The sequence below is a fragment of the Capilliphycus salinus ALCB114379 genome (genome assembly GCF_047276495.1).
GTDB classification, from domain to species: Bacteria; Cyanobacteriota; Cyanobacteriia; order Cyanobacteriales; family Microcoleaceae; genus Capilliphycus; species Capilliphycus salinus.
On record NZ_CP178543.1, the window covers coordinates 7,155,088 to 7,179,163 of the forward strand.

Sequence of the window (24,076 nt, forward strand, 5' to 3'; positions counted from 1 at the left end):
TATGGCTTTCTTTAAAGATTTTACTGCTAATCTCCGAGATAAATGGTTGCATTATTATCAAGCCAATAGAGAGTGGCTCCTATTACAAATGCAACTGAGTTCAGTGAAAACTCCAGATGGCGGTCGAAGACCTCCCTCTAGCCTCATCTTAGGAGTAATTAACGCCCTCGATCCCGAAGCATCTCAGTTGATGCTACCCTTTTCGACACTCAATCCCGATCCGGAAAAGTTAATTCAAGTTTTGGGGTTAAATTTCGATCCCGATATGGCTTTGGGTTTGAGTGACCAACCCGCAGGGGAACCTTCGCCCGTAACCGCAGCACCGAGTTATCAACAACCTCCGGTAGAATCTGCGCCGGGATACTATCCACCGCCCGAGGTCGAACCGCCAACGAGCGCCCCGACCACGCCCCCAGAAATGGTTTCTCCTCCCCCGACAGAAGAAGAGTCTAAACCCAATCTTGGGGGAATGGCTGCCGCCGCAGCAGGTACAGCCGCCGCGATGGGTGCGGGAATGGCGATCGCATCCGCTTGGGATGATAACGAAGAAGCCGTTGCAGAGGATCTCGATCTCGATCTCGACTCCGCTGAGGATCTCGGTTCTTCCGAAGCACTCAATTTGGATATGGGAACCGATGAAGATATTAGTCTGGATCTGGAGACGGATGAAGATTTGGGGTTAGATGACGAGATGGATGTCAGTCTCGACGTCGAAGACGACATGGACATGGGAGACATGGACTTGGATCTGGAGTCGGATAATGAATTGGCAACCGATGAAGGACTCGGTTTAGAGGAGGAGGTCGATATTAGTCTAGACTCAGACGAAGAACTCGGTATGGGAGATATGGACTTGGATCTCGACTCCAATAACGAATTGTCCACCGATGAGGATCTGGGTTTGGATATGGATATGGATGCCGGACTCGGTTTAGATGAAGAAGTTTCCCTAGAGTCAAACGACGATATGGGCGATCTCGGACTTGATCTCGAAGAAGATAATCTGGGTATCGATACTTCTAACGACATGGGAGATCTCGATCTCGGGGATCTCGGAACGGATAATGAGTTAGAAGAGGGTGACTTTTCTGTTGATGATGACATCGATGATCTCGGACTTGACGATCTCGGCGATGATGATGAGTTTGCCAGTTTGTCCGACTCCGATGATTTGGATGATTTGAGTTTGGATGAGTTGGGAGAAGTGACTTCTGGCGAGGGAGATTTTGACGATCTCGATCTCGAAGGGTTAACAGAGTCCGATGAGGATGATGATATTGCTCTATCTGATTTCAAATAATCCCTAAAGTCTAAATGTAGGGATGTACTGCGGGTGCGTCTCTACGAGAAACCCAATTCTTCGATTGAAATAAAATTTGAGATTTTGGATCGAGTCTGTCCAAAATTGAGGGGTTATTTTTGCCAAATTACCTCCAGCCAAACTGAGAGTAATATCATGTTCGATGAATGGATTATGATTCTGTAGGGGCGGGTTCTAAACCATCTATGACACCCATTACTAAATTAAAAAAACCCGCCCCGCCCCCAGAACAAAATCAACCGGAGATGGTATAAAGGGCAGGTTTATGTAAGTTATTGCTCGGAAAACATAAACTTAGCCATAACCCGCCCCTACACTGATGACTATTCCCTACAAATAATAAGAATTGAGAGGAGAAAATTATGACTGCGACTCAACAACCGGAAGGGTTAACGTTTGAATGCGAAACTGGAAATTATCACACCTTTTGTCCGATCAGTTGTGTGGCTTGGTTGTACCAAAAAATCGAAGATAGTTTCTTTTTAGTGATTGGTACAAAAACCTGCGGTTATTTTCTGCAAAATGCGATGGGAGTAATGATTTTTGCAGAACCCCGTTATGCAATGGCAGAATTGGAAGAAGGGGATATTTCCGCCCAACTGAATGACTATGAAGAATTAAAGCGGTTATGCTTACAAATTAAACGCGATCGCAACCCGAGTGTTATCGTTTGGATCGGCACCTGTACCACCGAAATTATTAAAATGGATTTGGAAGGGTTGGCACCAAAATTAGAATCAGAAATCGGTATTCCGATTGTTGTAGCCCGGGCGAATGGCTTAGATTATGCGTTTACTCAAGGGGAAGATACGGTACTGGCTGCGATGGCGGCTCGCTGTCCTGATAAAGTTATTGAAGCTGAAAAAAACGAACGCAATGCTATTCAAAAACTGCTCAGTTTTGGTCATAAAAAAGAGGAAACGGTTGAAACAAAATCGGAATTTGTCGATCATCCGCCTTTAGTTTTATTTGGTTCTCTCCCCGATCCGGTGGTGACTAATTTAACCCTAGAATTGAAAAAACAAGGGATTCAAGTATCGGGTTGGCTACCGGCTAAACGCTATACCGAACTTCCGATTTTAGAAGAAGGATATTATGTCAGTGGGGTTAATCCTTTTCTGTCTCGTACCGCGACTACTTTAATGCGACGTCGCAAGTGTAAATTAATTGGCGCCCCGTTCCCCATTGGTCCCGATGGAACTCGCGCTTGGATTGAAAAAATTTGCTCGGTATTTGGAATTGAACCGAAAGGTTTAGACGAACGGGAAGCCCAAATTTGGCAAAATCTCGAAGATTATATTCAGCTTATTCGGGGTAAGTCTGTCTTCTTTATGGGAGATAATTTGTTAGAAATTTCTCTGGCTCGTTTCCTCATTCGTTGCGGAATGACCTGTCCTGAAATTGGCATTCCTTACATGGATAAACGCTATCAAAAAGCGGAGTTGGATTTCTTAGAAAAAACTTGCCATGAAATGGGGGTTTCGGTTCCGAGAATTATTGAAAAACCGGATAATTACAACCAACTGCAACGCATCCATGAAATTAAACCGGATTTAGTGATTACCGGAATGGCTCATGCGAACCCGTTAGAAGCGCGAGGAATTAATACAAAATGGTCGGTTGAGTTTACTTTTGCTCAAATTCACGGCTTTACCAATGCGCGAGATATTCTGGAGTTAGTAACTCGTCCTTTACGCCGCAATAATAACCTAAAAGATTTGGGTTGGGATAAGTTAGTCAAAGAAGAAGCGCAGGTTTAAAGTTTTTCAAAAGTTTGTCTCTATGAGTCAAAATTAGGCTTGGTGGGGCGATCAAATGCGATCGCCTTTTTCTTAGGATTAAAAACCCGTTTTCTGATAGAAACCGGGTTTTTTAGGCTTAGTTTCTACTATTAATATACAAAAACAACGATAAATTAAACGGGTTGTTAACCGAATTGCAGTTTCCAGTCAAGTTAAACTGCTGTATAATAAATCAGTCTCCTAAATCTCACTTTCTGAATGCGATCTGTGTATTGTAAATTTTAACGGTTTACCGATTTTGCTGCCCATGACTGAGCCACAGGATACTAACACCCCATCTCCCAATTCTCAGCAGTCTAGTGAATCCCCCAAAGGAAAGATGACTGAGGCGGAAAAGAATGTTAAAAAAAATCCGATTGCGGATATTTGGAATAATGCAACAATAGGACTAGAACAACTTAGAAAAACGGCGATTGGTTGGTTGACGGTTCCCGAAGAAGAAGTTGCTAAAATTTTAGAACAAGTTCGCGCCGAACTTCCCACAACTGAAGCATTATTAATTGGAAAGCCGCAAGCCGGAAAAAGTTCAATTGTTCGGGGATTAACCGGCGTTTCAGCAGAGATTATTGGGCAGGGATTTCGCCCCCATACGCAACACACCGAACGTTACGCCTATCCCTCGGAGGATTTACCGTTATTGATTTTTACCGATACGGTGGGTTTGGGAGATGTTAACCAGGAAACCGAGAAAATTATTGAAGAATTAGCCGGGGATTTAAAACAAGATAATAATCGGGCGAGGGTGATAATTTGGACAGTGAAAATTAATGATTTTGCCACAGATACCCTCAAAGAAATTGCAACTAAACTTCGTCAAGAATATCCGAATCTTCCCTGTTTGTTAGTGGTAACTTGTCTGCATGAAGTTTACCCAAGCGATGTAGAAGATCATCCAGACTATCCCCCCGATTTTGAGGCGGTTAACCGGGCTTTTGCAGCGATTAAAGAGGGGTTTAAAGGGTTGTACAATCGGGCTGTGATGATTGATTTTACCCTAGAAGAAGATGGTTATAATCCCGTATTTTATGGCTTAGAAGCGTTTAGGGATACTTTGGCGGATTTACTTCCCGAAGCCGAAGCCCGCACCATTCATCAGTTACTCGATGAACAAGCCAGTCAACAGCTTGGAAACCTCTATCGGGATGTCGGGCGGCGCTATATTTTGGCGTTTACGGTGATGGCGGCGACGGCGGCTGCGGTTCCCCTCCCCTTTGCCACGATGCCGGTGTTAACGACGTTACAAGTGTCGATGGTGGGGTTGTTGGGGCAGTTATACGGGCAAACCCTCAACCCTTCCCAGGCGGGGGGCGTTGTCAGTGCGATCGCAGGCGGTTTTCTCGCCCAAGCGGTGGGGCGGGAGTTGGTGAAATTTATACCCGGTTTTGGGAGTGTAATTGCGGCGTCTTGGGCTGCGGCTTATACTTGGGCGTTGGGCGAAGGGGCTTGCGTTTATTTTGGGGATTTAATGGGTGGAAAAAAACCCGATCCCCAGAAGATTCAGTCGGTGATGAATGAGGCGTTTAAGGAAGCGAAAGAGCGGTTTAAAGGGATTCAGCGTTAACGGTATTTGTTATGAATTTTAGCCAATCTCATCCCTAGTTTTCACCCGAAGAATACTTAGAAACTGAAAAAAGTAGCCCGATCAAACATGAATATATCCAAGGAAAAATTTATGCAATGGCGGGGGCGAGTGATGCCCACGTTACGATTATTGCAAATTTACTGACTTTATTAAGAAATCATGTTCGCGGAAGTGGATGTCGGGTTTATATTGCGGATATGAAAGCCCGCATTGAAACGCTAAATATTTTCTACTATCCCGATCTGATGGTGACTTGCGATCCTAGAGATGCAAGTTTTGATTATTTTAAACGTTATCCTTGTTTAATTATTGAAGTTCTTTCTGCTTCTACAGAAGGCTTTGATAGAGGTGATAAATTTATTGATTATCAAGAATTGGAAACTTTACAAGAATATGTCTTAATTAGTCAAAACCGTCAGCGTGTTGATTGTTTTCGACGCAATACAGAAGGGAGATGGGAACTTTATAGTTATCGAGGCGATCAAGAATTGGAGTTAACGAGCATTAATTTCTCTTGTTCTCTTGCTGCTGTTTATGAAGATGTTTCTTTACCTTAAATTTTTCAAGCAGTATAATTTTTTCCAGACTTTATGCTTAGACTTGATAATAAAAACTACTGAGATAATGTCCGACTAATCAATCATCATTCTGTAGGATTCTGTAGGGGCGTGTTCTACAAAATCTTTACTACTACTCCAACATTTAGATAAACCCGCCCCGCACCCATAACAGAATTAATCAACCAGACATAATATGATTTTAATGGATTGAAATTAAAGTTGTTGCGATGCACGCGCACTAGATTTCGGGCTAAAGCCCAACAACAAACTTTTTAGTATTTAACTATAATTAAATCAAACTACTTGGCGTTTCGTAAAGCATCAAGATTTGAACCACAAATCGCTTGAACATTGCGAGTAATTTTATCAATTTCCCAATCCCACCAGCGAATATCTAACAATTCTCGAATGATAGAATTTTCAAAGCGTTTTCTAATTTCTTTAGCGGGATTTCCGCCAACAACAGCATAGGGTTCAACGTGGCGAGTGACAACAGATAGACTGGCAATAATCGCACCATCGCCGATATGAACACCGGGCATAATTGTCGCACCATAACCAATCCAAACATCATTACCGATAATTGTATCCCCTTTATTCGGCCAAGAATCCGGCATTGCAACTTCCCAACCCGATCCAAAAATTGGAAAGGGATAATTTGTAAACCAATCTGTGCGGTGATTTCCTCCATTCATAATAAATTTGACATCAGAAGCGATAGAACAAAATTTACCGATAATCAGTTTATCGCCTTCAAAATCGAAGTGATAGAGAACGTTTTTTTCAAAGTTTTCGGGATTCTCAAAATCATCGTAGTAAGTATAATCTCCGACAATAATGTGAGGATTTTTGATGATATTCTTCAAATAGACGAGTCTGGTTTGATCGGGAAGTGGGTATTTTTGATCGGGAGAGGGGCCGTTACTCATGGATTTATCCGTAAAATTTGAGAAAGGGTTAGATTGCTCTAACTATTGATTATATCTGCTTCAATCATAAAGGATCGGTGTATCATTGACCGGATTTTTAACTAAACTTATCTGTTCAAACGGATACAGGGGGTGAGTTTGAGCCAACGCAGTTTTTCTCAAATTACGCTGTATTGAGATATTAACTTAAAAAGTTACTTTCAGCTTGCGATCGCTCTTTTGATAGAGATTTTGTAGATATTTTTAACTCTATTCTCAAAAATTAAAAAGCATAAAATTTTCAATCTCCCTCATCCGAAGGATAGCGAACCAAGCCGTTAGGATCTAAATTAGAGTTGTAAACAAATGTAAATAACAGCAATTATGAAATCTTTAAACATCAAATTACCCAAAGCTTTACTCGCAACTATCGTTAGTTTAGGAGGTTTGGCGACTGTTTCTGCTTTTGGTAACGTTAATAGAGCCGTTGCTAATGAATATATGGGCGAAAGTGGCTCAATGAGCCAAGAAATGATGTCTTCTAATTATGAAACCATTGTTGGCGAACTTTCTGATAGAGAATCTTTTAATACCCTCGCCCGTGCAGTTGAAGCTGCGGGTTTAGCAGATACGTTACAAAATACAGGTGAATACACCGTATTTGCACCCACCGATCAAGCTTTTGAAGCTTTACCTCCCGGAACTTTAGAAGCACTATTACAACCTGAAAACCAAGAAACATTGCGTCGAATTCTACTCTATCACGTTGTTTTAGGTGAAGCCGACTCCAGCGTAATTAGTTCAGGGTTTTTTGAAACCGCCGAAGGAAGTGGAGTTGATATTGACGTCGCTAGGGGTATGGTTGAAGTAGAAGGTGCTACAGTAGTAGAGGCAGATATTCAGGCTAGCAACGGTGTAATTCATGGTATTGATGAAGTGATTTTACCGCCCGATATTTCTGCGGCTGAGTTGCAACAGTTAACAGCAGCCCAATAGAATTTCTGAAAAAGAAATTAATGGGTAGTTTCCAACGGCTACCCATTGGAATTCTATCTCGTTTTCAGCAATAATGGTTGTTATACCATGTCCTGCGGTTGATTAATTTTTTCTGGGGGCGGGTTTTTTAAATTCAGTAATGGGTGTCTGAGATGGTCTAGAACCCGCCCCTACATAATCATAATTGATTAATCGGACATGATATTAATGGCTTAATCTTTTAATTCAAAACGTACTTGCTCAAAACTGCATAGACTTCGTTGATATTCACCGAACGATTAAACTCTTTAGAAATGGGAACTGATTCACTTCCCACCCAAATTTTCAACTCGGCATCAAGGTCAAAATGACCTGCACTTTCTTTAGAAAATTTCGTAATCTTTGAGTAAGGAATTGAGAGGAATTCGATTTTTTTCCCCGTCATACCTTGTTTATCCACCAGAATTAAACGTTTGTTAGTAAAGACAAACAAATCCCGAATCAGTTGATAGGCTTTTTCGATTCTTTCTCCCTCGACTAAAACCTCACCAAACAGTTTATCGAGTCTAGCTGCATCTGCTTTCACTTCAGAGGCGTTTCCGAGAAGACCACTAATTAAACCCATGTTATTATCCTTCTGCTTGTCTAACAATTGTTGAGGTTATGATGTCTAACAAAAAACGGTTAGTTGCATCTATCTCTATGTTAGCAAATGCTTTTGAAAACGGGGTTGATGTCAGTTATTATGCTCAAAAATAAAGTTTTATTTTGTTTTGCGGAATTGACCGGATCGGAGTTGAAAGAAATTGAAGAGGGGTAAGTTGTATCTTAAATTAAGTTGTCTTTCCCCATCCTCAAAATTAAAAACCCGGTTTCTCAATATAAACCGGGTTTTTGGGATGTACCTCCGAAGCAACGCCGCTATATATTTTGAATTAAGTTGTTTTTCCCCATCCTCAATAGATAACTGGGTTTTAGATTACTTCGTTTGAAAAATATTCTGCACCATTTTTTTATCAACGCTAGCTGCGGCTTTGTCGAGTTCTTCAACTTCACCGGAATCGAGTTTCCAACCCAACGCCCCAATATTTTGTTTAGCTTGTTCGGAATTTTTCGCCCCAGGAATGGGAATGGTTCCTTTACAAATACACCAATTAATTGCGACTTGTGACATCGTTTTATTTCGAGATTCTGAGATCTCTTTTAAACAGGATAAAAGCGGTTTCACTCCCGGTAAAATTTGCCGAAAGACTAAACCTCGAATTCCTTTGGGAAAAGGGCCTTTTTCTGAATATTTTCCGGTTAAAATTCCCAAGGCGAGGGGACTGTAAGCAATGATTTTAATTCCGAGTTCATCACAAACGTCTTTTAAGCCTAATTCTGTGATAGGATAGGTGGAAAGGAGAGAATATTGAACTTGTAAAGTGGTAATGGGAACTCCGCGATCGCGAAATTTTTGATCAACTTTTTTCAGTCGTTTCGGCCCATAATTTGACAAACCAACCCCTTTAACTTCTCCCTGCTGATAAAGGTCAGCCAAACCGTCCAATAACGGCCACTCTTGCCAGGGGAAATAGTTCGCCGTTGACCAGTGCATCTGCACTAAATCTACATTTCTTCCTAACCGTTTGGCGGAGGCTTTACAGGCGGAAATCATGGCATTTCGCGTTAATCGACCGGGGTAAGCAGCCAGTTTGGTGGCGATACAAATTTGATCGGAATTTAAACCCGAATATTGACTTGAAAATTGTCCTAAAAGACTCTCGCTGCGTCCGTTTAATTTTCCGGTTCCGTAAGAATCCCCCGTATCAAATAAAGTCACTCCATTGCTAACACACAGGTTAAAAACCTCCTGAAGTTCTTTATCCATACTTTCATCATAACCCCACAGCAGTCGGTTTCCCCACGCCCATGTTCCGCAACCCATTTCGGGTAAAGAAAGTGTTTGATTTGTTTGCATTTTAACTCGATGTAGATGTCTTTCTAACAGTGTATAATTAATTGGTTCATCCGTAAAATTTTACAAAATCAACCACACCGCCAAACCCCAAAAGGGAATAAATCTTAACCGTCGTTTTTTACTTCCAACAACTTCAAGACTTCCCATCAGTATGATTTGAAAAAGATAAAATAAAACCACATCAACACAAAACGCAATTGTTACCCGGTTACTAATAAAATTCTCCACAAAAAATGTACTTCTCGCCGCCATATCTCCAAATTCTGGACGACCAACCACCGCCCAAACCATAGAAAATGTTCCGATAATTAAACCGATAAAACCGAATATTTTCGACAATAAACCCTTGGTTGGTTTGTCTTCGGTTTCCCCATCGGGAACGGTAAACCACCAAGCCATATAAGGAAGTAAGAACGTATTAGTGAGAAACATTGCCAAACTCCAGATAATAATTTTCGGGAATTCTCGACCTTTGGAATCAAGCAGCAATAAAGGTAAAAACATAAAAATCCAAGCTTCGGCGAAGTTGAACAAACTCTCGATCCAAGGGTGAACAATTGGGGCTTGCATAGATTCAATGCCCACCGCATTTAAAAAGGGTAAAATAAAGAAGAAATTAATCGATTCGTTGACAATTTCTTTTAATGTTTCCGGTTGAACCGCCCAAATGGGTTCGCCGGGAAGGAGTTGTTGGGGCGGGGAAAGGAGTAAAATATAGATGTAGATAGCTGATAGCAACCAAAATAATGCAGAAATCAAAGGCTTAGACTGTTGGAATTTGCTAAAATTTGACAGTGCCATAGAGTCACCTAATTTGACTATCATAAATTCTAAACGATTCGCTCTAAAAATGAACTATTATTCTCAACGCCGAGATGTTTTCTCTCTCGCCTATCTTAACTCTCTACGGGGAGAAATTATGGCTTGTCCTTATCTGGCGATTAACAACCTTAACCGCGATTTTATCGATACAAAAGGCTTTTCTGTGGTGTTTAAACGCTCGAAACAGGCGGAAGTTGAACGGCGTTTTCCTTTTTTTAAAAGCTATCTAGAACAGGCGTTAGATCCTTCTTGTAATGCGTTTTATCTTAACCCTCTGGTATTAAAAGCCGGTTCGCGAGTTGATCCGCATATTGATCGATCTTTACGCTCTTATTGTAAAACCGTTGAACCTCCTGTCGTTGTCAGCGTTTTGTACGTTCAAGTTCCGGTTAATTTAGAAGGGGGAGAACTGGTTTTACGTTCTGACAAAAAACAAGTTGGACAGGTGAAACCCCAAGTTAATACTTTACTCTTTTTTCAGGGCAATCTCACCCATTCTGTTAATGCAGTTAGAACCACTGGAACCCGTTTAAGTTTAGTTTGCGAGCAGTATAATTTGAGTGAAATTGAATTGCAGGAGATTCCAGAATTTACGATAGAATCAAGGGCGGCGAAGAAAAAGCGGAAGTAATTTTGAGGTCGAGTTGATTTGGCGATCGGATATTCAAACCAATGTTGTTGTTTGCGTTAACCCTATTTATAATAATAGAGATGAGACAACCAAGCCAGAGTATAAGTAGATTTTGCTTTGAAGATTAAGATGGCTACAATTCTTGTATAAAAGTAGACTCACGGAGGATTGACAGAATGCCTTTTGCACCAGTTGAAGAAAAAATGTGGGAGAAATCTCTTGGAAAATTGGGAACTGAAAAAGCTGATGGTGATATAAATGATAAAAGGATATTAACCGAAATTAATAGAGAAAAGCTTCCAAGTTTTGCTGAGTCACTAAAAAAACCTGGGTATATAAATGTACGACCCTTTTTTCAAAGAAGACCTCGTTGGGATGAAAAGAAGCAATCGCGATTAATTGAGTCATTCTTGATTAATATTCCGATTCCGCCGATTATTCTTTTTGAAATAGACTATAACTCTTATGAAGTAATGGATGGTCAACAAAGAATTACTGCGATTCAAAATTTTTATGAAGATAAACTCAAACTAACTGGACTAGAAATCTGGAAAGACCTTGATGGACACACCTATAGTCAACTACCTGTAAAAGTTCGTGCAGGAATTGATAGGCGCTCGATATCATCTATCGTTATCATCGCCGAATCAACTTCCAATCCTGAAGAGGCTTTATTTCTAAAACAAAAAACCTTTGAACGTCTAAATACTGGGGGAGTGGATTTAAGCAATCAGGAAATTAGACATTGCTTGTATTATGGAGAATTGGATAAATTATTGCTAGAGTTATCGCGTAATCCTATCTTCACTCAAGCCTGGGAAATTCCGATAGACGAAGATGACCCAAATCTTAACAAAAATAATCTTTATAAAAAAATGGAAGATACCGAGTTAATTCTTCGCTTTTTTGCTCTCAGAAATGTAGAACATTTTACTGGAGGAATGAAGAATTTTTTAGACCTCTATATGATGAAAAGCTTTACTTTTACAGATGAAGATATAGAAATTCTGAAAACTATTTTTTTAGAGACGATTCGGCTGGGTTATGAGATTTATGGAGAGTATTTATTTAAACCTTTTGATCCCAAAAAAGATACTTGGAAAGATAAATCTTACAAAGCCTATTACGATGCTGTGATGGTTGGGTTTAGTCGGCATTTGGAAAAATCAGAAATTATTATTAAAAAGAAATCAATAGTTATTGAAGAAACGAAGAAGCTATTTAGCAAGCCAGAATCACGTCTCTTAACTGGATTGGGAAAAACAAAAGCGGAAATTAAACAAAGAATCGAACTATTTGACAATATGCTTTTGCAAGTTATAGGAGAATAGCTTGCAATGTTTGACGACTTAATAAACAGGGCAAGTCAAGAAATTTCTACGGTGCGTGCAATCATCAAAAGTAATGATATACTGAGAGGTATCCTTTTTGTAGAAGAAAATGAAATTAGAAAACTATTGGAGGATAAAACAGATTTAATTGACGCTGTTCCTAGCGAAACTGAATGGCAAATTTATGATCATTGTGCTGTAGTTACACGATTGTATGCTATTTATGAACGATTTGTTGAGGATTTAATTACTGATTGGCTGCGAGTTTTACCTGAGATAGTGTCAAGTTATTCACAGTTAAGTGAAAAAATCCAGAATACTCATAGAGAAGGGATAGGACGTTTACTACTGGATATCAATAAAAATAGATTTCAGCATCTTTCGGTGGAAACAGTCGTTCAAGGCTTATTTTCTGGAATTACGGCTACTGGAAAGTATGAACTTCTCCCGGAAGCCTTTTTATTACATGAGCAAAACTTACGCAAGGATATACTAGAAAAATTATTTTCAGATGCGGGTATAGAAAATACCTGGAGATGGGTAATTAAGCATAGAGAAATTAAGTATTTTGTAGAAGAAATTAGAGGAAATCAAAATACACCCGAAGGAGAACTAAAACAACTGATTGACTATCGAAATGAAGCAGCGCACGGAACGATTGATGAGATTTTAGGAACTGATGAACTTCTCAATTTAGGTGATTTTGTCGAAGCCTTGTGTAAAGCTTTAGCTGAGTTAGTGACCTATCAAGTCATTCAGGAAAAAAGTAAGGTAGGACAGATCAAAGAAGTCGGAAAAATCACAGAATGGTTTAAAAAGCCAAGAGCAGCAGTTGCAAAAGTTAAAGATATTAGTTTGACAGTAGGAGATAATATTTTTCTAGTCAATGAGGTATCTTCATGCTGTAAATTAGCAAAAATTGAGAGCATTAAAATTAATGATGTTTCTACAGATGAAGCGCAAATCACCTCGGAAACAGAGGTCGGATTAAAATTTGATACCGATATCAAAATAAGCAAAGGATTCAGTCTTTATAAAATTTAATAGCCTAAAAGATCTCATTTACTATAGACTGGGTTAACACTTGCCAACCCAATCCTTTGTTTTAAGCCGAAGTGGTTTCGGGGGAAGCGGGTTTTTGAATGTCCTGTTCAATGGCTTCTAAGGTTTGAATCACTAACCGTTTGGCTTGCAATTTCCAGCCAATTTGTTGAATTTTTATCGCCGCATAACCCCCGACAACGGTTGCAATTAAATCCAACGGTTGCATAAAAGAAATACCAAATAATAAGCCAAGTCCCGCAATTCCCCAAAAGGGTAACGCAACGGTTTGACGCTGTTCTTCAATTAACTTACTAATCCAATCTGTTGGCATTTCTTCTAACAGTGCAGCCTTCACTTTTTGTTGTTCTGCTAGGGAAACAGATATCCCAATTTTGCGGCGCAGTCTTTGAATTTTACGACCATCTGTGCTATACTGAGTTAATTCATCCTCAGCCATTAATACAAGCCGTTCTAACTGTCCCATTCTTAAATTCCTATTCTTTTATTTCTTATTTTTTAGGTCAAAAAAGAGGTGGGAACTGACCCACCCCTACAGAAAATTTAACCTTTTTTCAACAGCGAAGAAACCCGATTTTTCAGGGATGCGATCGCAGTTTGTAAACCATTAGATCCAGATTGAGGCGGAACGGCGACTTGGATGGGTTCATCTTTAAATTCTTTGAGACGATAGCCAAATTCGAGTTGATTTTGGTGTTTCCGCAAACGGGGGAACAGTCGAAACGCACCTTGTAACAAGTCTTCTTGACTTCCGAAAATGGCTTGATTGATTTGATTTGAGCGTTGTACGGCGACTACACCGACGGGATACCAGTTTTTCTGTCCCTGAACCCGAATGTAAATCTCATAGTCCGGGGTACCGTCAGCCTTCATTTTCTCATATTCCTTGGCCGCTTTGCTGCGTTCAACGGCGCGTTTGGAGGGTTTGGCTTGCGGTTGAGTCTTTCCGAATCCTTGTTTGGTTGGCATGGTTGTTAAACGTTAAATGTTATACTTTAATAAAAGTTTACAACCTTTTCAGAAATTTGTCTCCCCTCGCCTCAAGCTTGGAACTGAGACAGCAGCCAAGTGCTGACTTTACCGTGATTCATTTGGCGACTGCGGCGTAACGCTTCTTCTAAGAGTGCAATTTCTAAACCTGCAAAAACTTGAGACTGTTCAATTCTATAACTTCCTCGATTCTCAATTTTAAAGGCAATAATTTGAGCGGCTTTGACATCAATAATCCAATATTCTCCGACTCCCAAAGATTCATAAAGTAAACGTTTTTCTCCTTTATCATCGGACAGGGAAGAATAGGCAACTTCTATCACCAAATCCGGCGCAGGATAAGTATTAAGATCGATAATTGTTGCTTCCCAAGGCACAATTTCAGCTTTGGAACCGACATAAAAAGAAACATCGGGTTGTGCTTCTTCATAGCCGACTTTGCGATAAGTGCAGTTATCGTGAACATCTAAGTCTAAACCTCGAAGACTTGCATATAAATAAAGAAAGCCAATCACTGCTGCATGGTCGCGAGAATGGGGATTTCCAAGGGGAGACATTTCTAACCTCATACGTCCGTTAAAATAATAACCTCTGGCTTGTTCATAAGCCGGGTTTTCGATAGCGAAAAGGTATTCTTCCCAGGTTGCATTCATCCAAGTATCGGTTAATAATTGAGTTTTTAGCTGAGTCATAACTGTTCCATTGGAAGCAATCAATTCTATTATAACTGACGGGGAATTTTATGTAAATCATAAAAATAGAGATGCCCCCGACATCTCTACAATTAGTTTGAGTTGAAGACTAGAAACTTATCGGTGACATCACATTCCAGTACAAAAGTATGGGAATAAAAAACAAAGCCGCCAAAGTAGTTAAGGTGTAGTGCAATCGTCCGAAATTCGACCAATTTTTATTTTGCCAAACTTTGAGGGTTAAAAAGGGTAAACCTAGCGATAAAATGGCTGAAATTGGTGGGATAAAGAGCAAGGCTTTAATGATGACGGGTTTACCGTAAGCGAGTTTCCAGGGTGCAATTAACCAAAAACTCAAACCGAAACCAACTAAAAAGATAATGTACAGTAAACAAACCGCCATTGCTAACCCAGAAGGTGCTGAAAGATTCCCTTTAATTACGGTTCTCAGTCCCACTAAAACCGCAGAGAAAAAGATTAATACACAAATTCCTGCCATCCAAAGTTGAAAGACAATTGTAGCCGATGGAGACACTTTTTCAAATGCACCAATTTTTGTCCCAACGGGATTAAAAAGGTAAGTAATTTTTCCCTCTTCATCTTCTGCAAACGCCGAATATCCATCAGTATCGGCTCGTTTAAAGAGTAAAGGTTCAACGGGAATTAACTCTTTTGCTAAAACCTTTCCGGGGAAAAATAAACCGGGTGTTTCAATTCTTAAGGTGCCATTTTCATTGACTTTAACATGAACGTGTCCGAAGGGTGCCGTCAATTTTGCAAAGGTATCACGGGGATATTCAACATCTTGATAGGTTCCCGCAAACCGTTGAATATCATCTCCTAAATCTATTTTTTCCGGGTTAACTGAGGCGTTGGACTCGGGAAAATAACGGTGCAAAAATTGTTCCACAATTTTTCCGGGTGTGACGGGAGAATATTTATTAAAGGCAATAAATAAACCGACATTTTTTTCGGGAATCAAACTTAACATACTGGAATATCCAATCATATTTCCCGCGTGTCCAATTACCCGTAAATTATTAGTGACCCGTTCATGAAAACCGTATCCAGTTCCCGGTAATTTGGGATGATGAGTAAAGTGTTGCTCGTGCATCAACTCAACGGTTTCTGGCTCTAAAATTTGAGCGTTTTCGTAGCGGCCATTTTGCAGGTGAGTAATCATAAAATGTGCCATATCACTGGCTGTTGCTGACAAAGCTGCTGCTGGCGCGATATTAAGATACAAAAAAGGTAGGGGTTGAAATTCTCCCTTTTTGTATTGATAACCGACGGCTAAGTTAGAGGCTAAGTTTGAAGGTAAAGGTTGCTGAAAACTGCTATTTTGCATCGATAGCGGTTGCAGAATATTTTGATCAATATATTCTGTAAAGGGAACACCTGAAACACTTTCGACGATATAACCCGCCAGAGAAATTCCCGTATTAGAATAGGTATAAAGTTCTCCTGGTGGCCAAACAAACGGAGGCATTCGTTGGGGAAGAAATTCTTCTAGCGGTAACATTTTTTCGGGGGTATTTGCGGCGATTCCTAGCAGTCGTTGGCTGGTACCATCCGTTTGAGTCATTAAATTTGATAGGGTGACGGGTTCTTCAAAATTAGAGTCGATTTGAAACGTTTTTAGGTATTGATTAACATCAACATCTAACTGAACTGAACCCCGTTCATAAAGTTGCATCACTGCGGTATCGGTAAACAGTTTGGATAGGGAAGCAACCCGAAATAAAGTTGTATCTGCTTGTACCGGAATTTCTTCTTCAACGTTGGCGTAACCGTAGCCTTTTTCAAATACAATTGAGCCATCTTTTACCAACGAAACAACGCCCCCAGGAATATGTTGTTCCTGCATTTGTTCATTGAAGCGTTCATCAAAAAATTTGGCGATTTCTTCGGGGTTTGTCAGCTTATTAAGAGCAGGAGGAACCGTTTGGGGTTTTGGGGTGGGTTTCTGAGGTTCTGGTGATAAAAGTGGAACTTGATTTTGAGAATTTTGCGCGATAGGAATGGCTGCGAGTACACTAGAATAGGATAAAACCAGAATTAATGCTGTTACTGCACAGAGGAGAAACTGAGTAAACCGTCTCCAGTATTGAGCGTGAAAAAGACGCTTGAATTTGGAACTGTTCATAGATATCTGGATGAATTCAACCGAATGGTTTAACTTTAGAGAAAAAATCAGAGCCAGTCTTCCTACTGAGGTGAGAGAATTCCTTAAAAAGATGTTAAATTTTCTTTAGATACACTCTTTTTTGGGAATTTGACCTCTGATTATTCTGTTCTATTCATCCAGATATCCATTAACGGTCAAAAATTCGAGAGTTATTCCTCAGCAACTTATTCAACCGTTAACTTTGGGTTAGCGAGAACGAATGTTTTTTTCTTTCACCCATTCATCCTCATCGGAATCATAGCCACTATAATGCACGAAATATTTGGTTTTCTCATTTTTGACTTTGATATTTTGAATGGTGGCTTCATACCATTCGCCTTCGTTTTTATCCCAAACTTCTACCGTTTGACCGACGGAAAACCGACTGTTACTCGCCGTTGCTGCGGGTGAAAAACTGGGAGTAAAATTACCTGAAGCTGCGGGAAGTTCGGCTTGAATAGAAGCATAAGCATCGAGAATGAGTTTCCGGGTTACGGTTTGGATTCCGGTATGTTCATAATAGTTGGTCGTTTGGTCAAGCAATGCCGCCACCAAGTCTAAGTTATCATCGGCAATTTGAATAAAAGTTCCCACCTGGTCGAGAACAGACTGAGGCGTTACCCCGGTTTTTTGAACTAAATTATTCATCCAGCCTTGTATGGCGTTGAACCCTTGTTTGATAAACCCAAATTTATCCGAAGCATTATTACCGGGAATGGCGCCACTCACGGAATTGAAGACTTGATTTTGAGCGATAACACTACTATCAGCGCCATCAATCATTCCGTGAATTTTACCAATAAAATCGGGGCCTAACGGTAAAATTGCATCAATACAAACTAAGGCTTCCATCCGCATTAACGCCGCATCTTGATAGTTATTGGCTAACACCGTTGCAAAAACTTGCGGGTTCGGTTGGGGAATGCCGTTTAACTTACAAAAGGCGATAATTTCAACGGTAATTTTGAGCAATAAATCAATGGTTTGGGTTAAATCCGCTTTCGGGGTAAAATTGCTTAAAAAGGAGAGAAAACTAATTTTTTCACCTATTTTATTCGCCAAGGCTGCGGTCGCCATGACTGTATCGGCTGTATCGATGGTTTGATAAAGTTTGATCGCCGTTTGATAACCCTGTTGCGGATCGTGGTATAATGCGATTGCGCGATCGCGAATTCTTTGAATCCGTTGACTATCTGTTTCTCCAGTAATGCTGCGAATACTATTATCAAATCCGACTAAATTATTCCACTGACCGGGCATGATATAATCAAGCGCCTTTAACACTTTGACCGTAATATTATCGGTGGGAAGCGCGTCAGCTAACTGAATAATGGATTTATCCATGAGTCATTCCTCCAAAAAAACGTTCTAAAAATTACTAAGTTTTCACCCAGATGAGGCGATGACAGCCAAGTTTTCTCTCTCAAAAGACAACTCTGTTTTCCTCCCGAATCGCGAGCAGACGTTGAACCCCTCAGGGCGAAATTGAGAGAAAACTATCGCTTCAAAAGATTGAATATAGGCTGCATTGAGATCCTATTTTTCTCTACAATACATTTTAAACGATCGCTTGAGGAAATTGTAAATTTTATTTAAAGTATAACCCGATTCAATCTGTTTTATCATTATAACATCAATCTGTAAAACGATTAACCTTTAATCTGACTGACAGAAAAGTTACAAAAATCCTGTAAAATTACCCCATCTGTTATTCTGACTCACTCAACCCCATGAACTGCAACTACCTCGAACGAATTCTCACCGCTCGCGTTTACGATGTCGCCCAAGAAACGCCCTTAGAACCCGCTCCCAACCTCTCGAAACGATTGAATAATAAACTCCTCCTCAAACGGGAAGATATGCAGTCTGTTTTCTCCTTTAAATTGCGGGGAGCCTACAACAAAATGGCACAACTTCCCCCAGATTTACTGGCAGTTGGGGTGATAGCGGCATCGGCGGGAAATCACGCTCAAGGTGTTGCTTTGGCCGCCCGTCGTTTGGGAACAAAAGCGATTATTGTTATGCCTGTGACCACTCCCCAAGTTAAAATTGATGCCGTTAAAGCCAGAGGTGGCGAGGTGGTTTTACACGGAGAAACCTTTGATGAAGCTTATGACTATGCCCGCCAATTAGAAATAGAAAAAGGGTTAACTTTTATTCATCCTTTTAATGACCCCGATGTGATTGCCGGACAGGGAACAATTGGCATGGAAATTTTGCGGCAGTATCAACAACCGATTCATGCTATTTTTGTGGCAATTGGTGGCGGTGGATTAATTTCTGGAATTGCCGCTTATGTCAAACGATTGCGTCCAGAAATTAAAATAATTGGCGTTGAACCTGTGGATGCGGATGCGATGTCGCAGTCATTAAAAGCCGGACATCGGGTTAAATTATCCCAAGTCGGACTGTTTGCCGATGGGGTTGCCGTGCGGGAAGTTGGGGACGAAACGTTTCGCCTTTGTCAACAGTATCTCGATGAAATTATTCTCGTGGGAACCGATGATACTTGTGCCGCAATTAAAGATGTTTTTGAAGATACTCGTTCGATTTTAGAACCCGCCGGTGCCTTGGCAATTGCGGGAGCAAAAGCATATGTTGAACGGGAAAAAATTAAAGATAAAACATTAGTTGCAGTCGCCTGCGGTGCGAATATGAATTTTGACCGTTTGCGGTTTGTTGCCGAACGTGCTGAACTCGGAGAACGTCGAGAAGCCATTTTTGCAGTCACAATTCCCGAAAAACCCGGTAGTCTTCGCAAGTTTTGTGATTGTTTGGGAAAGCGCAGTTTAACCGAATTTAACTATCGAATTGCTGAGGAAAAAGAAGCGCATATTTTTGTCGGAGTTCAAATTGAAAACCGTGCCGATGCGGTTCAATTAATGGAAAGTTTTGAAGCGCAGGGTTTAAAAACTTTAGACTTAACCGATAATGAATTGGTCAAATTACATTTGCGTCACATGGTTGGCGGACGTTCCCCATTAGCTCACCATGAATTATTATATCGTTTTGAATTTCCCGAACGTCCCGGCGCTTTAATGAAGTTTGTCGCTTCCATGAGTCCCAACTGGAATATTAGCTTATTTCACTACCGAAATAATGGTTCAGACTATGGCAGAATTGTAGTGGGAATGCAAGTTCCTCCCCAAGAAATGGAACAATGGCAAGCGTTTCTTGATACTCTCGGTTATCGCTATTGGGATGAAAATCAAAATCCCGCTTATCAACTGTTTTTGGGATAATTCTCTGACAAAATTATGACTGATAACACCAAACTAGAAGCCTATATTCCCTATCGTCGCAGCGATATTATCGAACTCTGTCTCAAAGATGGCAAATTAAGCCGGGAAGATACTCAAACCTTTAAAGAGTTTTGTCAAATTCTATCGGCTTTTTACCACTTTCGTTTTCATAAAACCCTGGAAATTATAAAAGAGAATTACGCCGTTTTTAACCCCAATGCTGATGTTGAACCCTTAGAAGAACCCAATTTAGATCAATATAACCAAATGCAATCTAAAGTGGTTGAGGCGTTTAACCATATTTTAGAACGGGCTAATTATATTCGACTGTCAAAATCAATCGTTGATAAAGCTTTGGGACAAAAGTCTTTGATCAACTTACAAACTCACGTTGATTTTAATGACTTCGAGCAATTTCTCTGCTATTATCGGGGCGATACCACGACAACAACTAAAGTTAAAAAGTTCTTCTTTTGGGAGGAAGAAAAAACCATTGAGATTTTTGAACGGGTTGTTTTATTAATAAAATTTAAAGGAAAAGGATATTTTAGCCGCAAAGAATCCAACCCCAAAGCATTGGAGGAATTGAAATTTACGCCCGGAAAAATGTATGTTTACTTTTACAAAAATATTCCCAAGTTCGATCTTGACTTGCTGTTTCCGAATATTAAAACCAGTATGACCTGGAAAGATCGATTGTTGTTTGGAGTTCCCGCAGTGGGTGCGGCAATTCCTCTAATCTTAAGAACTTTACCGAATATTTTACTACTGATTGCTGCAATTTTACTGGTTTTCAATGCTAGAGATTTAATTCAGTCCTTAAATGTTGAACAAGATAAACTTCAAGATATCATGCCGGTTTTAGTAGCTACATTATCTTTAGGAATGGCTCTTGGAGGCTTTGCGTTTAAACAATATAATAATTACAAAAGCAAGAAAATCCAATTTCAAAAAGATGTCACCGATACGCTGTTTTTTAAGAACTTAGCCAATAATGATAGTGTCTTTCAGCGATTAATTGATATTGCCGAAGAAGAAGAATGCAAAGAAATTATTTTAGTTTATTATCATCTGTTAACGAGTCAAAATCCTTTGAACCCAGAACAATTGGATGCTAAAATCGAAAATTGGATGCAAGAAAAGTTAGGAATTGGGATTAACTTTGATATTCACGGCCCGTTAAACAATTTGCAAGAAATTAAAGGCAAAATAGAAGATAATTCCAATCAACCCGAAGTGCCGTTATTGTCCTATGATCAACAAGGATATTGTCACGTTATCCCTTTAAAACAAGCAAGAACTGTGATTGATTGGGTTTGGGATAACGCTTTTCAATATAATGGAAAAGCTTTGTAAAAAAATCGGAAACAGTCCTCAGGATGCAAAATCGGCATTCTAAACCCCTCGAAAACGGGATCAATCGGTGAAAAAGTTGGAAAACAAGCGGAGTATACAGCAATTGATAGTCAATTTTGCCATAAAAAAGCTAAATTCACAGAATCTTGACGATTAATTGTGAAAACTGCAACCATCCCAGGTTAGAATATACATTGTTGATCAATTGCAGATTGCAGTTCTGCCTAACACAGAACATTTTGATGCAGCAAAGGAGTCACAGCCCTCTTTCTAAACTGGTTATTTAACAAGCCCGTTTAGAAAAAAATCACTTGCTGAAGGTTCGTCGGCATTCTACCGCTTAGACACCCTTGTTGAGTCGAAATGGTGGCTTTTTAAAGCTGAATGTGTCAGGTTGAATCTTAAGCTGCAAATTTTTTTTCATTCAAGTCAAATCGTAAATTTCGTGCAATCTAATACTGTTAGTCAGGCGACTGTTACCGCCTCATCTCCCTCTACAAAAGAGTTACCGTTTACTCTGCAAGATGTAAAGGCGGCTATTCCCGCCCACTGTTTTGAACCCTCGGTTTGGAAATCTTTGAGTTATTTCTTTCTCGATATTTCCATTATTGCCGGCTTGTACGCGATCGCTTATAGCCTTGATTCTTGGTTCTTTTTCCCCATTTTTTGGCTGATGCAAGGAACCATGTTTTGGGCGTTATTTGTGGTCGGACATGATTGCGGTCACGGTTCTTTTTCTAAGCAAAAATGGCTGAATAATCTCATCGGTCATTTGTCTCATATTCCCATCCTCGTACCCTATCACGGTTGGAGAATTAGCCACAGAACCCATCACGCCAATACCGGAAATCTTGACACCGATGAAAGCTGGTATCCGGTTTCTGAAAGTAAATACAATCGGATGCCTTGGTATGAAAAGCTTTTCCGCTTTTATATTCCTTTATTGGCTTATCCAATTTATCTGTTTCGGCGATCGCCCGACCGTGCAGGTTCTCACTTTTCTCCTAATAGTCCCCTGTTTCGTCCTTCGGAAAAATGGGATATTATCACCAGTTCAACTTTATGGGTTTTAATGGTCGGTTTTCTCGGTTTTTTAACCTATGAATTTGGCTGGTTATTTCTGCTGAAATATTACCTCGTTCCCTATATCATTTTTGTGATGTGGTTGGATCTCGTTACCTATTTGCATCACACCGAAGCGGATATTCCTTGGTATCGGGGCGAAGATTGGTATTTCTTGAAAGGCGCTTTATCAACCATCGATCGCGATTATGGTTTTATTAATTCCATTCATCACGATATTGGTACCCACGTCGCCCATCACATTTTCTTGAATATGCCTCACTACCATTTAAAAACCGCAACGGAGGCAATTAAACCCATTTTGGGCGAATATTATCGCAAGTCTGACGAACCCATTTGGAAGAGTTTTATTAACTCTTATTTGGCTTGCCATTTTGTTCCCGATACGGGAAGCGGGGTTTACTATCAGTCCGGTTGGAAGTCGAAAGATTCCTCAAAAACAAACAAACCTGACTAACTCTATCATCTGAACTTTTTTAAGGGTGGGTATTCATTGCCCACCCTATTTAATTGGGTAAAACTTTTGTAGGGGCGGGTTCGGCAAAAATTTGTGTCTCCCATCAATAATTTATATAAACCCGCCCCATCTCCCCGAAGAAGCTTAGGAAAAATTATGTAAAATAAAGAGTAACGCCATCGGAGCGATCGCCATGACTCTCACAGTTGCAAAATGGACAATTAAAGATTATCATCGCATGATTGCTGCTGGAATTTTAGTTGGACGAAATGTTGAATTACTCAATGGTGAAATTGTAGAAATGGCACCCGAAGGCGAAATTCATGCTTATTCTAGCGATGAAGCCGGAGAATATCTGATTTATTTATTCGGCGATCGCGCTAAAATTCGCCAAGCCAAACCGATTACAATTCTTGCGAGTAATTCCGAACCGGAACCGGATATTGCCATTGTACAACGGTTGGGGCGAGATTATCGAGAACATCATCCCTATCCCGAAAATATTTATGGGTTAATTGAATATTCAGACTCCAGCTTAAACAAAGATTTAGAAGTCAAAACTAAGATTTATGCGGCTGCTGGAATTCCCGAATATTGGGTTATTAATTTACAAGCCATGCAGTTAATTGTGTTTCGTTCACCAACGGAGGATCGTTATCAATTCCAAGAAACGTTAACTCAAGGAACGATTTCTCTGTTAGCATTTCCCGATGTTGCTATTGCGGTTGAACGTTTGTTGGGAAGTTAGACAATTTTACATATAGTCCTTTAAATCTTAAAGCGGTACATCAAAGTCATCTGACATCCAAATTTTTTCTTTTAATAATCGGGCTTCACGCTTTTTTTTCGGGGGTTCGGGTTGGGGCGATGTTTGATATTCCTTTAAATCTTCCAAAGGTTGATCAAAATCATCAGACATGATAATTTGTCCAGCCCAACTCCCATAGCCATGATGCTTTTCAGTTTTTTCTTCCACGACTTCGGGTTGAGATTGCGATCCCGTTTTTGCATATTTCTCTAACAAAAAGTCAATATAGTGAACAACTTCCGTTTTCAGCGAGTCGGGAAGGGCTTCAAATTTCTCTAAAATTGTTGGTTCTATCATCGGTGTAACCCCGTCAGTGTCGAAGAACTT

The 24,076-nt window shown here is 40.1% G+C and carries 21 protein-coding genes and 1 pseudogene; 12 read left to right on the plus strand and 10 right to left on the minus strand.

The genetic code is table 11. The annotated features are described in order from the left end of the window. Window position 1 precedes the first annotated feature (1 nt). The 4 genes and pseudogenes from ACL6C3_RS29065 to ACL6C3_RS29080 form a co-directional block, all read left to right on the plus strand. On the plus strand, window positions 2-1,300 hold the full coding sequence (locus ACL6C3_RS29065) for a DUF5331 domain-containing protein (RefSeq protein ID WP_413163470.1): 1,299 nt from the start codon (window positions 2-4) through the stop codon (window positions 1,298-1,300). A 383-nt stretch (window positions 1,301-1,683) separates the two neighbouring features. Then, the gene (locus ACL6C3_RS29070) at window positions 1,684-3,081 is read left to right on the plus strand and encodes a ferredoxin:protochlorophyllide reductase (ATP-dependent) subunit N (RefSeq protein WP_413163471.1); all 1,398 of its coding nucleotides are present in this window, start codon (window positions 1,684-1,686) and stop codon (window positions 3,079-3,081) included. Window positions 3,082-3,370: 289 nt separating this feature from the next. Next, a complete protein-coding gene (locus ACL6C3_RS29075) occupies window positions 3,371-4,684 on the plus strand; it encodes a GTPase family protein (RefSeq protein WP_413163473.1) in 1,314 nt (437 codons plus the stop codon). 56 nt (window positions 4,685-4,740) lie between these two features. Next, a pseudogene (locus ACL6C3_RS29080) lies at window positions 4,741-5,262 on the plus strand (Uma2 family endonuclease); the annotation flags it as partial. Between the two features lie 302 nt (window positions 5,263-5,564). Here the strand turns inward: ACL6C3_RS29080 and ACL6C3_RS29085 are convergent. Next, the gene (locus ACL6C3_RS29085; RefSeq protein WP_413163474.1) at window positions 5,565-6,194 is read right to left on the minus strand and encodes a CatB-related O-acetyltransferase; all 630 of its coding nucleotides are present in this window, start codon (window positions 6,192-6,194) and stop codon (window positions 5,565-5,567) included. A 363-nt stretch (window positions 6,195-6,557) separates the two neighbouring features. On the opposite strand from ACL6C3_RS29085, the gene ACL6C3_RS29090 reads away from it, so the two are divergent. Then, window positions 6,558-7,169, plus strand: coding sequence for a fasciclin domain-containing protein (locus ACL6C3_RS29090; protein ID WP_413163476.1), 612 nt, complete (start codon window positions 6,558-6,560; stop codon window positions 7,167-7,169). A 220-nt stretch (window positions 7,170-7,389) separates the two neighbouring features. Here the strand turns inward: ACL6C3_RS29090 and ACL6C3_RS29095 are convergent, their stop codons facing one another. The 3 genes from ACL6C3_RS29095 to ACL6C3_RS29105 form a co-directional block, all read right to left on the minus strand. Next, window positions 7,390-7,773, minus strand: coding sequence for a PH domain-containing protein (locus ACL6C3_RS29095; protein WP_413163477.1), 384 nt, complete (start codon window positions 7,771-7,773; stop codon window positions 7,390-7,392). 354 nt (window positions 7,774-8,127) lie between these two features. After that, window positions 8,128-9,108: an aldo/keto reductase gene (locus ACL6C3_RS29100; protein ID WP_413163479.1), complete on the minus strand. Its 981-nt coding sequence runs from the start codon at window positions 9,106-9,108 to the stop codon at window positions 8,128-8,130. A 60-nt stretch (window positions 9,109-9,168) separates the two neighbouring features. Next, entirely contained in the window at window positions 9,169-9,909 is a 741-nt protein-coding gene (locus tag ACL6C3_RS29105; RefSeq protein WP_413163480.1) for a hypothetical protein, read from the minus strand. A gap of 49 nt (window positions 9,910-9,958) precedes the next feature. On the opposite strand from ACL6C3_RS29105, the gene ACL6C3_RS29110 reads away from it, so the two are divergent. From ACL6C3_RS29110 to ACL6C3_RS29120, 3 genes are all read left to right on the plus strand, one after another. Next, on the plus strand, window positions 9,959-10,561 hold the full coding sequence (locus ACL6C3_RS29110; protein ID WP_413163482.1) for a 2OG-Fe(II) oxygenase family protein: 603 nt from the start codon (window positions 9,959-9,961) through the stop codon (window positions 10,559-10,561). Between the two features lie 176 nt (window positions 10,562-10,737). Next, complete coding sequence (locus ACL6C3_RS29115) at window positions 10,738-11,892, plus strand: DUF262 domain-containing protein (protein ID WP_413163483.1); 1,155 nt, start codon at window positions 10,738-10,740, stop codon at window positions 11,890-11,892. 6 nt (window positions 11,893-11,898) lie between these two features. Next, window positions 11,899-12,936 (plus strand): MAE_28990/MAE_18760 family HEPN-like nuclease, encoded by a 1,038-nt coding sequence (locus ACL6C3_RS29120; protein WP_413163485.1) that lies wholly within the window; start codon window positions 11,899-11,901, stop codon window positions 12,934-12,936. A 61-nt stretch (window positions 12,937-12,997) separates the two neighbouring features. Here ACL6C3_RS29120 and ACL6C3_RS29125 read toward each other — a convergent pair whose 3' ends face one another. The 5 genes from ACL6C3_RS29125 to ACL6C3_RS29145 form a co-directional block, all read right to left on the minus strand. Beyond that, window positions 12,998-13,420, minus strand: coding sequence for a hypothetical protein (locus ACL6C3_RS29125; protein WP_413163486.1), 423 nt, complete (start codon window positions 13,418-13,420; stop codon window positions 12,998-13,000). A gap of 77 nt (window positions 13,421-13,497) precedes the next feature. Next, window positions 13,498-13,923: an HHL1-like protein gene (locus ACL6C3_RS29130; protein ID WP_413163487.1), complete on the minus strand. Its 426-nt coding sequence runs from the start codon at window positions 13,921-13,923 to the stop codon at window positions 13,498-13,500. A gap of 71 nt (window positions 13,924-13,994) precedes the next feature. Then, window positions 13,995-14,636 carry a Uma2 family endonuclease gene (locus ACL6C3_RS29135; RefSeq protein WP_413163488.1) on the minus strand — a complete coding sequence of 214 codons (642 nt, stop codon included), beginning with the start codon at window positions 14,634-14,636 and terminating at the stop codon, window positions 13,995-13,997. A gap of 109 nt (window positions 14,637-14,745) precedes the next feature. After that, entirely contained in the window at window positions 14,746-16,782 is a 2,037-nt protein-coding gene (locus ACL6C3_RS29140; RefSeq protein WP_413163489.1) for a serine hydrolase domain-containing protein, read from the minus strand. Between the two features lie 228 nt (window positions 16,783-17,010). Then, entirely contained in the window at window positions 17,011-18,147 is a 1,137-nt protein-coding gene (locus ACL6C3_RS29145) for a Tudor-knot domain-containing protein (protein WP_413163490.1), read from the minus strand. A 386-nt stretch (window positions 18,148-18,533) separates the two neighbouring features. On the opposite strand from ACL6C3_RS29145, the gene ilvA reads away from it, so the two are divergent. From ilvA to ACL6C3_RS29165, 4 genes are all read left to right on the plus strand, one after another. Then, window positions 18,534-20,045: a threonine ammonia-lyase, biosynthetic gene (gene ilvA, locus ACL6C3_RS29150; protein ID WP_413163492.1), complete on the plus strand. Its 1,512-nt coding sequence runs from the start codon at window positions 18,534-18,536 to the stop codon at window positions 20,043-20,045. Window positions 20,046-20,060: 15 nt separating this feature from the next. Continuing rightward, a complete protein-coding gene (locus ACL6C3_RS29155) occupies window positions 20,061-21,401 on the plus strand; it encodes a TMEM143 family protein (protein ID WP_413163493.1) in 1,341 nt (446 codons plus the stop codon). Between the two features lie 445 nt (window positions 21,402-21,846). Continuing rightward, the gene (locus ACL6C3_RS29160; RefSeq protein WP_413163494.1) at window positions 21,847-22,941 is read left to right on the plus strand and encodes a DUF3474 domain-containing protein; all 1,095 of its coding nucleotides are present in this window, start codon (window positions 21,847-21,849) and stop codon (window positions 22,939-22,941) included. Between the two features lie 193 nt (window positions 22,942-23,134). Then, window positions 23,135-23,689, plus strand: coding sequence for a Uma2 family endonuclease (locus ACL6C3_RS29165; protein ID WP_413163495.1), 555 nt, complete (start codon window positions 23,135-23,137; stop codon window positions 23,687-23,689). Window positions 23,690-23,716: 27 nt separating this feature from the next. Here the strand turns inward: ACL6C3_RS29165 and ACL6C3_RS29170 are convergent, their stop codons facing one another. Further along, window positions 23,717-24,046 carry a DUF2281 domain-containing protein gene (locus ACL6C3_RS29170; protein WP_413163496.1) on the minus strand — a complete coding sequence of 110 codons (330 nt, stop codon included), beginning with the start codon at window positions 24,044-24,046 and terminating at the stop codon, window positions 23,717-23,719. Between the last annotated feature and the right edge of the window lie 30 nt (window positions 24,047-24,076).

Coding starts and splice junctions, on each gene's coding strand:
- ACL6C3_RS29070 (WP_413163471.1), top strand. CDS start 1,684: ATGACTGCGACTCAACAACCGGAAGGGTTAACGTTTGAATGCGAAACT.
- ACL6C3_RS29105 (WP_413163480.1), bottom strand. CDS start 9,909: ATGGCACTGTCAAATTTTAGCAAATTCCAACAGTCTAAGCCTTTGATT.
- ACL6C3_RS29165 (WP_413163495.1), top strand. CDS start 23,135: ATGACTCTCACAGTTGCAAAATGGACAATTAAAGATTATCATCGCATG.
- ACL6C3_RS29100 (WP_413163479.1), bottom strand. CDS start 9,108: ATGCAAACAAATCAAACACTTTCTTTACCCGAAATGGGTTGCGGAACA.
- ACL6C3_RS29095 (WP_413163477.1), bottom strand. CDS start 7,773: ATGGGTTTAATTAGTGGTCTTCTCGGAAACGCCTCTGAAGTGAAAGCA.
- ACL6C3_RS29130 (WP_413163487.1), bottom strand. CDS start 13,923: ATGCCAACCAAACAAGGATTCGGAAAGACTCAACCGCAAGCCAAACCC.
- ACL6C3_RS29120 (WP_413163485.1), top strand. CDS start 11,899: ATGTTTGACGACTTAATAAACAGGGCAAGTCAAGAAATTTCTACGGTG.
- ACL6C3_RS29090 (WP_413163476.1), top strand. CDS start 6,558: ATGAAATCTTTAAACATCAAATTACCCAAAGCTTTACTCGCAACTATC.
- ACL6C3_RS29075 (WP_413163473.1), top strand. CDS start 3,371: ATGACTGAGCCACAGGATACTAACACCCCATCTCCCAATTCTCAGCAG.
- ACL6C3_RS29125 (WP_413163486.1), bottom strand. CDS start 13,420: ATGGGACAGTTAGAACGGCTTGTATTAATGGCTGAGGATGAATTAACT.
- ilvA (WP_413163492.1), top strand. CDS start 18,534: ATGAACTGCAACTACCTCGAACGAATTCTCACCGCTCGCGTTTACGAT.
- ACL6C3_RS29110 (WP_413163482.1), top strand. CDS start 9,959: ATGAACTATTATTCTCAACGCCGAGATGTTTTCTCTCTCGCCTATCTT.
- ACL6C3_RS29170 (WP_413163496.1), bottom strand. CDS start 24,046: ATGATAGAACCAACAATTTTAGAGAAATTTGAAGCCCTTCCCGACTCG.
- ACL6C3_RS29115 (WP_413163483.1), top strand. CDS start 10,738: ATGCCTTTTGCACCAGTTGAAGAAAAAATGTGGGAGAAATCTCTTGGA.
- ACL6C3_RS29085 (WP_413163474.1), bottom strand. CDS start 6,194: ATGAGTAACGGCCCCTCTCCCGATCAAAAATACCCACTTCCCGATCAA.
- ACL6C3_RS29140 (WP_413163489.1), bottom strand. CDS start 16,782: ATGAACAGTTCCAAATTCAAGCGTCTTTTTCACGCTCAATACTGGAGA.
- ACL6C3_RS29135 (WP_413163488.1), bottom strand. CDS start 14,636: ATGACTCAGCTAAAAACTCAATTATTAACCGATACTTGGATGAATGCA.
- ACL6C3_RS29065 (WP_413163470.1), top strand. CDS start 2: ATGGCTTTCTTTAAAGATTTTACTGCTAATCTCCGAGATAAATGGTTG.
- ACL6C3_RS29155 (WP_413163493.1), top strand. CDS start 20,061: ATGACTGATAACACCAAACTAGAAGCCTATATTCCCTATCGTCGCAGC.
- ACL6C3_RS29145 (WP_413163490.1), bottom strand. CDS start 18,147: ATGGATAAATCCATTATTCAGTTAGCTGACGCGCTTCCCACCGATAAT.